The following is a 13,150-nucleotide window of genomic DNA, read 5'->3' as shown; positions in this document are numbered from 1 at the left end:
GATAAAAAATGGCGAAAACAAGAAGAACCTCAATTGAGGTTCTTCTTGTGATATTTGTGGGACAGCAGTGAGACAACAGCTCCCTTTGCTTTTTCTTATCTTACTTAAAGAAATAACCTGTCTCAGGCGAGCTCGCATTTGCCATACGTTTACGTCGCATACGACCCGCTAAGAATGCTTCACGACCTGCTTCAACCGCTTTTTTCATGGCAGAAGCCATCAAAATTGGATTTTGAGCAGCAGCAATTGCCGTGTTCATCAGTACGCCGTCACAACCGAGTTCCATCGCAATCGCAGCATCACTGGCAGTACCCACACCAGCATCCACCAGCACAGGAACTTTAGCGTTTTCTTTGATGATAGAAATGGTATGTGGATTCAAAATACCGAGACCAGAACCAATTAAACTACCTAAAGGCATGATTGCAACACAGCCCATACTTTCCAGTTCTTGCGCAACAATTGGATCATCCGAGGTATATACCATGATCTCAAAACCATCATCAATAAGGGTTTGCGCTGCTTTAAGTGTTGCAGTTACATTTGGGTATAAGGTTTTTTCATCGCCGAGTACTTCTAGCTTTACCAGATTGTGACCATCAAGCAGTTCACGAGCAAGCATACAGGTGCGAATTGCGCTATCAGCATCAAAACAACCGGCTGTATTTGGCAAAATTGTATATTTCTCCGGTGGAATAACTGAGAGTAAATTTGGTTGATCGGCATGCTGACCAATGTTTACGCGACGAATTGCAACGGTCACAATTTCAGCGCCACTTGCTTGAATTGCTAAATCGGTTTCATTGAGATCTTTATATTTACCAGTTCCGACCAGTAGACGAGATTGGAAAGTACGTGAACCAATAATTAAAGGGGAATCTTGCATGGGCTTACTCCATTTTTAGCCGATTAGCCGCCACCAACAGCTTGAATAATTTCAATACGATCTTCAGGAGCAATTGTTGTTTGCTCAAGTCTACTTTTCGGAATAATCTGTTGGTTTTTCTCTACAGCAAAGCGTTTGCCTTCAAGTGCCAAGCTTTGAATCAATTGCTGTAGATTTTCACATGACGTGTCTGTTGACTCGCCGTTTAAATAGATATGCATGATAAATCCTTATTTCGCATGTTTAATCGCATACCATGCGAGTAATAGCCAACCTGCAATCATAAATGCACCACCAATCGGAGTGATTGCACCTAATATTCGAGGTAAACCAAGCGACATAATGTATAACGAACCACAGAAAAATATGATGCCAATTTGAATCAAAATAAAAGGAATTTTTATTGGAAATGTTGGTATGGTTTTTTTGAGTACAGCTAAAATTAGTAAACCTAGAGCATGGTAGAAAAAATATTGTGTTGCAGTGCTCCACCAAGCGAGTTGCTCTACTGTGGCAATAGATTTAAGTCCATGAGCGCCAAAAGCACCTAACATAACTGCAAGTGCAAGATTAAACGCAGAAATTGCTATCCACATAATGAAAATGGAACTGGAAAATTGATGAACAAAGTTAACATATTCGAAGCTTTTAACAAAGCTGGATAAAACAAAAGGGCATTGTCGCCCTTGTGTTTGTGCTGAATTTAACTTGCTGACATCGCAATTTTAATTTTTTCCATTGCATTCTTTTCAAGCTGGCGAATACGTTCAGCAGAAACATTATATTCAGCAGCCAATTCATGCAAAGTTGATTTGTCATCGTCTAACCAACGACGCTGTAAAATATTACGAGAACGATCATCGAGTTGATCCATGGCCTCATGCAATGCAGAAGTACTTTGTTCTTCGTAATCTTCTTCTTCAATTAGGCGTGCAGGGTCGTAACGATTATCTTCTAGATAAAGTGCAGGCGCGGTGTGCGGTGTATCATCGTCATCATCACCTTGCGCTTCAAAAGCAGCATCGTAAGCGGTTAAACGACCTTCCATTTCAAGCACTTGCTCAGGAGTCACATTCAAATCATTTGCAATTGATTGAGCTTCTTCCAAAGTCAAACGTTTACTTGATTTTTTAAGACTACGCAAATTGAAAAATAATTTACGTTGAGCTTTCGTAGTGGCAATTTTAACAATTCGCCAGTTACGAATAACATATTCATGAATTTCTGCTTTAATCCAATGCACAGCAAAAGAAACTAAGCGCACACCCATATTAGGATCGAAGCGCTTAACAGCTTTCATCAGTCCTAGGTTACCTTCTTGGATGAGATCACCTTGTGGTAATCCGTAACCTGCATAGCTGCGTGCAATATGTACGACAAATCGTAAGTGTGACATTACCAAAAGTTTGGCAGCATCCAGATCTTGATCATAATAATAACGTTCAGCAAGTTCTTTCTCTTGCTCTGCCGTTAAAATAGGAATTTGATTGACAGTACTGATATATGCACCAAGGTTAACGCCTGGCGCAGACAATGACAGGGGCATCAATTGATTGCTGCTGTCAGTAGTCATGGAGTCTCCTTATAGGATGGTATTAAAGTCAATAATTTCATCTTAATGCGAATGTTCTTCATCACTAAGGAAATTTGAGTATAGAAATGTAAATATTTCAATTTTATCTTTACCGAGAGTTTAGCAAAGAATCAAATAGATTCAATTAAATAGTGAAATTCTCGGTCTGAAATTTTCTGTGTTTGACATTGAAGTTGTTGAATTTGGCAATATCGTGTTACATCAATTTCACTATGCGGGTCTGATGATTTTAAAAGATATTGCTTTGATCCTGACGATTTCTTAATAGCGCGTTTCAACATCAAAAGTGGCATAGGGCAAGGTTGTCCTAGCGCATCAATTATTTCGGGCGAGCCTTCAATTTTAGACATAGTAATAAACAAAGCTTAATTGAAAATTATCTTAACAAACTTTCACTATTTTACACGGAAAATTTTTAGCAAAAAAAGCGCTAAATGGTTGAATAAAACAGATAGAGTGCTAGGAAATTACTAAAAATAAATCTATTAATTGGAATAAACCCGTGTTAAGCTCGATGCGTTTTAGAAAGTGTTTAATATAAATTTCTTGTATTAAACCCTATAACAAATGGATGTAACCGGAAATTGTTGATAGTTTTACAGAATGATTACAAGCTTTAAAATTATAAATATTTTAAAACCTTGTTGGCTCTGCTGTTTGCAACACCGGAAGGTCCTTATCTTTCAATATCTGAGGATTGACTTATGACAGCTCGTGAACAAGGCGTAGTAAAGTGGTTTAACGACACTAAAGGCTTTGGTTTTATTCAGCGTAATGGTGGTGATGACGTATTTGTTCATTTCCGCGCAATTGTAGGCGAAGGTCACCGTTCATTACGTGACGGCCAACGCGTAGAATTCAGCGTAGTTCAAGGACAAAAAGGTTTCCAAGCTGAAAACGTTCAGCCTTTAGACTAATTTGTTGCTTTAACGCAATAAAAGGCGCTCCAATGTTATTTGGGGCGTTTTTGTTTATAATAGCCACTTTCTTTAGTCATTGATGGTTCGAGAGCATATATGACGTCTGGTTTTGAAACCTTAAATTTACATCCGCAGTTGAAAAAAGCCATTGATGCTTTGGGGTTCACACAAATGACTCCTATTCAACAAAAGGTTTTAAAATATACATTAGCAGGGCATGATGCCATTGGTCGAGCACAGACAGGGACGGGTAAAACAGCTGCCTTTCTAATCAGTGTGATTAATGATTTATTAACCAATCCAGTACAAGAGCAACGTTTTCGTGGTGAACCACGAGCATTAATCTTAGCTCCTACTCGTGAGCTTGCATTACAGATTGAAAGTGATGCCCAGCATTTGACAAAGTTCACTGATCTACATCTTGTCACTCTATTAGGAGGTGTAGACTTTGAAAAACAAAAGAAAATGTTGGATCGCAACTTTGTTGATATTATTGTTGCAACGCCAGGGCGTTTAATTGATTTTGTTGAACAAAAAGAAGTTTGGTTAGATAAAATTGAATTTTTAGTGATTGATGAAGCTGATCGCCTGCTTGATATGGGATTTATCCCATCCGTAAAACGAATTGTTCGTTTTTCTCCATTCAAAGAGCAACGCCAAACTTTGATGTTTTCAGCAACATTTAGCTACGATGTATTGAATTTGGCAAGACAATGGTTATTTGAACCTGTTACGGTAGAAATTGAACCTGAACAGAAAACCAATAATGATGTCGAGCAACGAGTTTACGTTGTAGAAAACAAAGATAAATATAAATTGCTTCAAGAAATTCTTCGTGAAGAACCTATTGATAAAGTCATGATCTTTGCAAACCGTAGAGATCAAGTTCGTCGTTTATATGATCATTTAAAACGTGATGGTTATAAAGTAGGAATGTTGTCTGGTGAGATTGCACAAGACAAACGATTGAAGATGCTCGATCAGTTTAAACAAGGCAAAAACAATATTATGATTGCGACTGATGTTGCTGGTCGTGGTATTCATGTTGATGGTGTATCGCACGTCATTAACTTTACCTTGCCTGAGCAATCAGATGATTATGTTCATCGTATTGGTCGTACTGGACGTGCAGGTGCTCAAGGTGTAAGTATTAGCTTCTTATCAGAAGATGATGCGTTCTATTTGCCTGAGATTGAAAAGGCGATTGGGAAGAAATTACCCCTTACGCGAATCGAAGGATATTGTTGATTTGATTGAAGCAATTTCAAATTAGAATTTGTTTGTTGAATCATTTAAAAAGCTAAATCATGCGACGATTTAGCTTTTTTTATTTTTTAGTATGTTTTGCTACCCAAATGATACAAAAGATTAAGAATTTTTTTGAAATCCTGTGATTAGTTGCTGAATTGAAACAAATCAACATGTAGAATATGGCGCATTACCTGGGAGGATATTATGGCTCTAATCTCAATGCGCCAGCTCTTGGATCACGCTGCAGAACATAACTACGGCGTACCAGCGTTTAACGTAAACAACTTAGAACAAATGCGTGCAATTATGCTCGCAGCTGATGCAACGAATTCACCTGTAATCGTACAAGCTTCTGCTGGTGCGCGTAAATATGCAGGTGCACCTTTCTTACGTCATCTTATTTTAGCTGCGATTGAAGAATGGCCACATATTCCAGTGGTAATGCATCAAGATCACGGTACAAGCCCTGATGTCTGCCAACGCTCTATCCAGTTGGGCTTTAGCTCAGTGATGATGGATGGTTCTTTGGGAGCTGATGGTAAGACACCAACTTCATATGATTACAATGTTGATGTTACTCGTCGTGTTGTAGCTATGGCTCACGCATGTGGCGTTTCTGTTGAAGGTGAGATTGGTTGCTTAGGTAGCCTTGAAACTGGTATGGCTGGTGAAGAAGATGGTGTTGGCGCTGAGGGCGTACTAGACCATTCTCAATTGCTAACTTCTGTAGAAGAAGCAACACAATTCGTTGCTGATACTGATGTTGACGCTTTAGCGATTGCTGTGGGTACTTCTCATGGTGCATACAAGTTTACTCGTCCACCTACAGGCGATATCTTGGCAATTGATCGAATTAAAGAAATTCATGCTGCACTACCAAACACGCATCTTGTAATGCATGGTTCAAGCTCTGTACCACAAGAGTGGTTGGCGATTATTAACCAATATGGTGGTGATATTAAAGAAACTTATGGTGTACCGGTAGATCAGCTTGTAGAAGCGATTAAACATGGTGTTCGTAAAATTAATATTGATACTGATTTACGTTTGGCATCTACTGGCGCGATGCGTCGTATGATGGCTGAGAAGCCAAGTGAATTTGATCCACGTAAATTCTTTGGTGAAACAGTTGAAGCAATGAAAGACATTTGTATTGCACGTTATGAAGCATTTGGTACAGCTGGTAATGCAGATAAGATTCGCCCAATTTCTTTAGAGAAGATGGTTGATCGTTACAAGTGATTAACTTGTAATTTAAAAAATAGCGGCATTTGCCGCTATTTTTATATTTGTATGAAAAAAATGCCAGCATATAGCTGGCATTTTTTGAGGCAGAATTTATTTTTGCTGCGCTTTTGAGTCTAAATTGACATCTTTAATTTCAACATATGCATTGGCGCGAAGCTCACGCATCCAAGTATCTACTTCGGTATCAAATTGACGTTCACCGAGAATCTGACGTGCCATACGTTCTTGTACTTCTTTGGTCATGTCTTGTTGGCGAGTATCCATCACTTGCAGGATGTGCCATCCAAATTGTGTTTGGAATGGTTTGCTAATTTGACCTACAGGAGTATTCTTCATTGTCTGTTCAAATTCAGCAACCATAACGCCCGGGCTAACCCAACCCAAGCTACCTCCATCACGAGCTGAACCTGTATCATTTGAATATGTTGCAGCAAGTGTTGCAAAATCTTCGCCAGCTTTAGCACGATTGTATAGACTATCAATCATTTGTTTAGCACGGTCTAAAGATACAACTTCAGAAGGTTGGATTAAAATATGACGTGTTTGGTATTGATCCACTAAAGCTTTTTGATCATTTTGTTTACGTTCAAGTAATTTAAGAACGTGGATACCATCACGAACATTAATAAGTTCAGTTGTTTGACCTATTTTCAATGGGGTGATTCGCGCTGCGAGTTCAGTTGGAATTTCAGAAAGTGATCTAAATCCCATGTCTGCGCCATCAACTTTCACAGAAGAAGTTGATAATTTAGAGCTGATTGCTTTTGGATCATCACTATTCGTAAGCGCATTTTTTACTTCTAAGGCAACTTTTTGTGCTTCTGCTGCATTATCTCCTGAGATACGCATATGAATCACATGAGCTTGAGTGCCTAATGCGGCTTGACCTTCAGGTGAATTTAGGAAATTTTCAACATCTAAGTCGCTGATTTTAATTCGCGACATTACTTGTTGTTGACGTAAGCGTCCGATTGCTAAATCTTCAGCAATACGGTTTCTTAAGTTTTCATATGTACCTGGAGCAATTGCGTCTAGTTTTTGTTGGAACGCTTCTAAGGTAGTAGCGCCAGATTGATTTGCCACTTTCAAAACAGCAGCATTTAAACTTTTTTCGTCGGCTTTAATACCGTAACGTTTAACTTGTTCTAATTGAGCTTGTCGGATGATCAACTGATCTAAAACTTGCATCTGTAAGTATTGTTGTGGTGGCACAGTTTTATTTTGTGCTTTAAGTTGATGCTCAGTTTCAGCAATTCCTTGTTCTAAATCACTTTTAAGAATGACACTATTATCCACAATTGCGACAACCTCATCCGTAGGTTGAGCAAAGCTATGCATTGATGAAGAAATTAGGGCGGCTAGAACAGTAGCTCTAAAGATATGTTGAATAGAATTTATCTTCATTAACGTTGTGTCCAAGATTGATTAATTTTGTTGAAACCTAAAACTCTGCTTTCTAAAAGTGAGGCAAGCTTATTATTTAAGGCGCCTAAACCTTTAAGTGTAAACTCAGCCATTACAGCACGCTTTCTACGTACATCAGGAGAATTAGGATCATCTAAATCGTTGTAGTACGAGCGTCCATATACAGAGACAGCCCAACAACAAGACTCATAATTGACGCCAAGTAAATACTCGCGCATCAAATTATTGTCTAAGTCATATTGAGCATGCCCCATAATACGCCAATTATCTTTTACAGGTTGTATAAAGGATGCAACAGCTTGATCATAAGAATCTTGACGGTCTGGAATATCTTTACGATAAAAATAGCCTACATTGTAGAGATTACCTTTATCGCCGACGTAATAGGCTTGAAAATCACGTTGTGCATTTTCACCATTAGACATCCATGCAGAATTGGCAGCTAAGGTGAAGTTCTGATTCAATTGACTCGCTAGGCTAATAATAGGACCTGTTCTTTTTTGCGTGTCGAACTCATCAGGCTCTTCGTTTAGGGTTACACGTCTGTCATTAAAATAATAACTTTGACCTAGACTCGCTCTAATACGCTCTAAGCCTTCTGTATCCAGTAGGCTATATGTAACACCCAAAGATAAGAAATTATTATCCTCTAAGCGGTCGTGCCCATAAAAGCGGTAAGGGTTAAACAATTGATCATAACTAATAGATGCTGTTGTAGAGTCAAAGTTTGGATGATCATCTTGCTTTTTATAAGGTGAGTAAGCATAGAACGCTCTTGGTGAGATGCTTTGAAGATATTTGCCATCTTTCTCAAAAGTTACACCAGTTGCGAACGTAAATTGCGGCACAACGACAGACTTCTCTAAATCATCGGAAGCCGATAAGCCTAAACCCTCTTTAGTATCTTGATCGTAGAATGTATTAATCGTACGTACGGATAATTCAGGAATAGCGTAGAACCATGATGGTGTTATGTAGTTATAACGAACAGCAAATTGGTTATAGATACGAGTACCGCTTGATTCTAAAGCTGAGCCATCATTTATAGACTTTTTAAAATAAGCTGTATCATTATTAAACTCGTATTGTAAACCTTGTGGATTACCTGTTATATAATTGAGAAGGAACTGAGGTAAGCGAGCATAGGGTTTGTCTTTATCCTCAATCGTTTCATCTAGGGTTTGGAAATCTTCGACTTTTAACTGAGCTTTTAAGCCAGGAATGCCATTTTTATAATTCAATTCCCATGCACGACGTAGGTTCAAATCAGTTTTTGAATTTGGGCTTGAATTAAAATCAGAGAAATAATCTTTATCTGATGCATGGTTAAATTCTAGGTTCGTAGACCATTGATCTGTGATGTTCCAATTGTGTTCAAAATGTAAGTCATCACGATCTTTGTTGTCGTATTCGTTGTCATTTGGTAGGTAGCCACCCCAAATACGTCCTGAACCAAAATTCTCAGTCATATATCTAAATTCTGCATCCAACTTTGCTCCACGTTTGCTCATAAAGCTTGGTGTGAGTGTTAGATCATAATTAGGTGCAAGATTAAGATAAACAGGAACAGTAAGTTGAGCACCACCATCATTGCTATAACCAAAATTTGGACTTAAAAGACCAGTGGTGCGCCTATCATCAATTGGGAAATTAAAATAAGGAACAGCTAAGACAGGAACATCTTTTACATATAGTTTAGTTCCTCTAGTCACACCACGACCAGTTTCTTGATTCAGTTCAATTTGTTTAGCCTGAATTTTCCAAGCAGGTTTTTGTTCAGGTGGGCAAGCTGTATAGCTAGCATCCTTAAGAATAACCAAATTTTCATTTTGGCGTTTGATTTGGCTTGCATGGCCATGAGCATGTTGTTGTTCAGAAATATAAAAACTGTTATTTAAGTCGCCAGTTTGGGTTTTTAAGTTGTAATTGATTTGATCGCTTTGGGTGAGTAAACCTGATTGAGCGAGTTGAACTCGACCTTTCGCATTTGCATATGTTTGAGATGAATCTAAAGTAACCTCATCTGCGCGAATATTGCGACCTTCTTGGTCAATAATTACGTCACCTCGTAAAACCGAATCACCATTTGGATTGTAGTGACCATAGTCTGCCGTAATAACAGAGGTGGTGCTATTCGCATCTTTGGGTCTGCTTTCAGGGTTGATGGGCGTAATCCATGTACCTTGGCAAAAAGATGAGCTTAGATAGCGATTGTCACGCAATTGAGCTTCTGGTGCTGATTTGTCTACATAGTATTGCTGAAAAAAACTTTCGCCAGGGTAGGTTTCTTGGTCTTTCTGAATTTTGGCTTTGAGTTGAGCATTGTCTAGTGTAGAGACATGAGACGTGTTGGTTGCTGCGAAACCTGATTGAATCGAGCCGCCACACAAGAGTGTCAAAATAGCAGTTGCTAAAGGATTAAATTTAAACTGATGTTTCATTGTCTCATTAACCAGTATGCTAATTCACAATTAATTATTGTCGCATCATAGAGAAAAAGTTGATAAGTGGCTACACTTAAGCTTTCAAAATCTCAGCTAGTTTTAGATTTTATTGCAAATGAATACACAACGTGAACAATTGATACAAACTTGGCTTGAAGCCGTTCTCAAATCTGATCAGTTTGAAATCAACTTTCTTGCTGGAGATGCGAGTTTCCGCCGCTATGCACGAGTTGGGTTACAAAACAAAACATATATGCTCATGGATGCGCCTCCTGAAAAAGAAGATTGCGTTCCGTTTGTGACGATTGATGAATTCTTTGATGCGAATGGGGTGAGAGTTCCTCATATCGTTGCTAAAGATTTGGAGCAAGGATTATTATTGTTGGAAGATTTTGGTGATGTAGTGTTGTCAACATTGTTAAATGATAAAACAGTTGATCAATATTATGCCCAGAGCTTTAAACAACTTATTGAATTGCAGCAAATTGACGGGAAATCTCATTTGCCGGCATATTCATATGAGAAATTAATGACAGAGATGCGTCTGTTAACAGAATGGATGCTACCTTCATTAAATATTCAACCAACAGAACAGCAATTAGAAACAATTGAGCAAGCTTTCGATTTTCTTGCGATTGAAGCCACTAATCAACCTCAAGTAATCGTTCATCGTGATTTTCACAGTCGTAATCTGATGAAAATTGAAAATGAGCAAGAACTCGGTGTTATTGATTTCCAAGATGCGGTAATTGGTGCTGATACTTATGATTTAATCTCGATTACACGAGATGCCTATGTACAGTGGAATGCCGAGCGCGTTTATGAATGGTTTGAAGTCTTTTATAACTTGTTGCCAGCAAAAGCGAAAGAAAATCGGAGTTTTGAGCAGTTTAAGCGTGATGCTGATCTTATGGCGATTCAGCGCCATCTTAAAATTTTAGGTATTTTTGTTCGTTTATTCGAGCGTGATGGAAAATCAGGTTATCTAAAAGATCTGCCAAGAGTGATGTGGTATCTGCTTGAAGAAAGTCAAGGTTATGATGAATTGAATGACTTTATGCAATTTATGCGTGAAATCGTTATGCCAAAGTTCATTGCAAAATATGGTGATTATGAGGTTGCTGCATAATGAGAGCTATGATTCTTGCCGCAGGTCTTGGAAATCGTATGCGACCGCTCACGTTGCATACACCAAAACCTTTGCTTGAAGTTGGTGGAAAGCCTTTAATTGTTTGGCACATCGAAAAATTGCAAAAGATAGGTGTCTCTGAAATTGTGATCAATACTGCTTGGTTGGGAGACAAACTTGCGGCTGCTCTTGGTGATGGTTCTCAATTTGGTGTAACTATTTTATGGTCACATGAGGGTGAGGGACTTGAGACGGCAGGTGGTATTATCAATGCATTGCCTTTATTGGGCGATAAGCCTTTCATTCTAGTAAATGGTGACGTCTGGACAACTATGGATTTCTCTTCATTGCTGAATGTTCATTTAGGTGACAAGCAAGCGCATTTAGTATTGGTTGATAATCCTCCTCAGCATTTGAAAGGTGATTTCATTTTATCGAATGATTTGGCTTATACATTCGAGCAGGAGCAATTGGGTGAAGCATTAACCTATAGTGGTATTGCGGTATTATCACCGAATATGTTTAAAGGTCTGGAGAATGGTAAGAGACCATTAGCACCTTTACTTAAAAAGGCAATGTCACAAGAATTAGTTTCAGCTGAGAAAATGCAGGGTATTTGGGTTGATGTTGGTACCCCTGAGCGGTTAGAAGAGCTTGATAATAAAATTAAACAAGGTGAATTTGACTAAGAAGATGTTTGTCGTGCTTTGATGTTGTTGAACCAAGGCAGAAAATTTGATGGATTGTGCAGTTTATCATGAACATAGATGATTAACTGCATAATCGTTCAACAAGTCCTACTGTGTCTTGTATCAGAAATCGGTATACTGCACAGCAAATTTATCGAGATGTTACACTGTCATGCATCATTTTTTTCAAGAATTAAAGCAAGGTAGTCAAGCTTTAGGATTAAACCTCAGCGAAGAGGCTTTAACACTCTTATTAAAATATCAAGATGCGCTAGTATTGTGGAATAAGGCATATAACCTAACAGCAATACGCGACCCTAAAGAAATGCTGGTTAAACATTTATTAGATAGTTTAAGTATCTTGAATGATCTACCAAAAGGGCGTTTATTAGATGTAGGTACAGGTGGTGGAATGCCTGGAATGATTATTGCTTTATGTCAACCAGAACGTGATTGTGTTTTGCTTGATTCAAATGGCAAGAAAATTCGTTTTCTAAAACAGTTTATTGCTGATTTAAATCTGAAAAATGTAATTGCAGTGCAAACACGTGTTGAAAATGAAGACAGTATCAATGAACTTGGTCAGTTCGATGTAATTACAAGTCGAGCATTCGCTTCACTAACTGACTTTGTAGATGCTGCACAGCCATATATGCATGAAAAAAGTATTATTGCAGCAATGAAAGGTTTGATTCCAACTGATGAACTTGATCAATTAAAAGGTCAATATCAGTCTCAGATTGTCGAATTGAAAGTACCAAGATTAGATGAACAACGTCATTTGCTTTTGCTTCAACGAATTTAATAAAAATATTAAGGGTAATCATGGCACATATTATTGCAATTGCTAACCAAAAAGGTGGCGTAGGGAAAACAACAACCGCAGTTAATCTTGCTGCTTCTTTGGCGATTTTAAAGAAGCGTGTCTTGTTAGTTGATATGGACTCGCAAGGTAATGCAACAATGGGGTCTGGCGTACAAAAGAATGATCTTTTGTATTCTGTTACTGATGTCTTATTAGGTGAAGTGCCGATCGAAACTGCAATTCAAAAAGCAGAAGTAGGATATAAAGTTTTGGGTGCAAACCGTGAGCTTGCAGGAGTAGAGCTAGCAATCGCTGAGCAAGAAGGTCGTGAATTTATCCTCAAAAAAGCATTAGAAGAGGTAGATTCAGCTTTTGATTATATTATTGTGGATTGTGCTCCAAGTCTAAGCTTGATTACTGTAAATGCCCTTGCAGCAGTGAATGGTGTGATCATTCCGATGCAATGTGAGTACTATGCTCTAGAAGGCCTTGCTGACTTAACGCAAACTATTGACCGTATACAAAAAGCACTCAATCCAAACTTGGAAATCATTGGTGTGTTACGTACCATGTATGATGCAAGAAATGCGTTAACACGTGATGTATCCTCTGAGCTTGAGCAATATTTTGGTAAAAAGCTATATGATACAGTTATCCCTCGTAATATTCGTTTGGCTGAAGCGCCAGCACATGGTTTACCTGTGATCTATTTCGAAAAGAGTTCTAAGGGTGCTGTTGCGTATTTAAATTTGGCTGCGG

The 13,150-nt window shown here is 38.4% G+C and carries 14 protein-coding genes; 7 read left to right on the top strand and 7 right to left on the bottom strand.

Annotation, left to right across the window (positions count from 1 at the left end; translation table 11 throughout):
• Nucleotides 1-100: 100 nt before the first annotated feature.
• The 5 genes from A2003_RS05315 to A2003_RS05295 all read right to left on the bottom strand — a co-directional run bounded on the left by A2003_RS05315 (nt 101) and on the right by A2003_RS05295 (nt 2,830).
• The gene (locus A2003_RS05315) at nt 101-886 is read right to left on the bottom strand and encodes a thiazole synthase (RefSeq protein ID WP_039047956.1); all 786 of its coding nucleotides are present in this window, start codon (nt 884-886) and stop codon (nt 101-103) included.
• Nucleotides 887-909: 23 nt separating this feature from the next.
• Complete coding sequence (thiS, locus tag A2003_RS05310; protein WP_004911577.1) at nt 910-1,107, bottom strand: sulfur carrier protein ThiS; 198 nt, start codon at nt 1,105-1,107, stop codon at nt 910-912.
• Nucleotides 1,108-1,116: 9 nt separating this feature from the next.
• The gene (locus A2003_RS05305; RefSeq protein WP_039047957.1) at nt 1,117-1,482 is read right to left on the bottom strand and encodes a DUF423 domain-containing protein; all 366 of its coding nucleotides are present in this window, start codon (nt 1,480-1,482) and stop codon (nt 1,117-1,119) included.
• Between the two features lie 107 nt (nt 1,483-1,589).
• Complete coding sequence (rpoH, locus tag A2003_RS05300) at nt 1,590-2,459, bottom strand: RNA polymerase sigma factor RpoH (RefSeq protein ID WP_004911572.1); 870 nt, start codon at nt 2,457-2,459, stop codon at nt 1,590-1,592.
• A 131-nt stretch (nt 2,460-2,590) separates the two neighbouring features.
• Entirely contained in the window at nt 2,591-2,830 is a 240-nt protein-coding gene (locus tag A2003_RS05295) for a sulfurtransferase TusA family protein (RefSeq protein ID WP_004962240.1), read from the bottom strand.
• Between the two features lie 354 nt (nt 2,831-3,184).
• Between A2003_RS05295 and A2003_RS05290 the strand changes: the two genes are divergently transcribed.
• The 3 genes from A2003_RS05290 (at nt 3,185) to fba (ending at nt 5,893) form a co-directional block, all read left to right on the top strand.
• The gene (locus A2003_RS05290) at nt 3,185-3,397 is read left to right on the top strand and encodes a cold-shock protein (RefSeq protein ID WP_004911569.1); all 213 of its coding nucleotides are present in this window, start codon (nt 3,185-3,187) and stop codon (nt 3,395-3,397) included.
• A 99-nt stretch (nt 3,398-3,496) separates the two neighbouring features.
• The gene (rhlB, locus tag A2003_RS05285; protein WP_004911568.1) at nt 3,497-4,648 is read left to right on the top strand and encodes an ATP-dependent RNA helicase RhlB; all 1,152 of its coding nucleotides are present in this window, start codon (nt 3,497-3,499) and stop codon (nt 4,646-4,648) included.
• Between the two features lie 207 nt (nt 4,649-4,855).
• Nucleotides 4,856-5,893, top strand: coding sequence for a class II fructose-bisphosphate aldolase (gene fba, locus A2003_RS05280; RefSeq protein ID WP_004954063.1), 1,038 nt, complete (start codon nt 4,856-4,858; stop codon nt 5,891-5,893).
• Nucleotides 5,894-5,989: 96 nt separating this feature from the next.
• Here the strand turns inward: fba and A2003_RS05275 are convergent, their stop codons facing one another.
• Together A2003_RS05275 and A2003_RS05270 are read right to left on the bottom strand one after the other, a co-directional pair.
• A complete protein-coding gene (locus A2003_RS05275; RefSeq protein ID WP_039047958.1) occupies nt 5,990-7,303 on the bottom strand; it encodes a peptidylprolyl isomerase in 1,314 nt (437 codons plus the stop codon).
• Nucleotides 7,303-9,765 carry an LPS-assembly protein LptD gene (locus A2003_RS05270; protein WP_042891006.1) on the bottom strand — a complete coding sequence of 821 codons (2,463 nt, stop codon included), beginning with the start codon at nt 9,763-9,765 and terminating at the stop codon, nt 7,303-7,305. The genes A2003_RS05275 and A2003_RS05270 overlap by 1 nt, the downstream gene beginning before the upstream one ends.
• 118 nt (nt 9,766-9,883) lie before the next feature.
• On the opposite strand from A2003_RS05270, the gene A2003_RS05265 reads away from it, so the two are divergent.
• From A2003_RS05265 to A2003_RS05250, 4 genes are all read left to right on the top strand, one after another.
• Nucleotides 9,884-10,897 (top strand): aminoglycoside phosphotransferase family protein, encoded by a 1,014-nt coding sequence (locus A2003_RS05265; protein ID WP_004911562.1) that lies wholly within the window; start codon nt 9,884-9,886, stop codon nt 10,895-10,897.
• Nucleotides 10,897-11,586: an N-acetylmuramate alpha-1-phosphate uridylyltransferase MurU gene (gene murU, locus A2003_RS05260; protein ID WP_286686909.1), complete on the top strand. Its 690-nt coding sequence runs from the start codon at nt 10,897-10,899 to the stop codon at nt 11,584-11,586. The genes A2003_RS05265 and murU overlap by 1 nt, the downstream gene beginning before the upstream one ends.
• A gap of 172 nt (nt 11,587-11,758) precedes the next feature.
• Entirely contained in the window at nt 11,759-12,391 is a 633-nt protein-coding gene (rsmG, locus tag A2003_RS05255; protein WP_005402532.1) for a 16S rRNA (guanine(527)-N(7))-methyltransferase RsmG, read from the top strand.
• Between the two features lie 20 nt (nt 12,392-12,411).
• Nucleotides 12,412-13,150 (top strand): ParA family protein (locus A2003_RS05250; protein ID WP_286686908.1); only part of this gene is annotated, 739 nt, incomplete at its 3' end.

The organism is Acinetobacter sp. GWC1_38_13 (genome assembly GCF_001767535.1).
Classification (GTDB): Bacteria; Pseudomonadota; Gammaproteobacteria; order Pseudomonadales; family Moraxellaceae; genus Acinetobacter; species Acinetobacter junii.
Note: the sequence above shows the minus strand (reverse complement) of the source record. Positions and strands in the feature narration are given on the sequence as shown.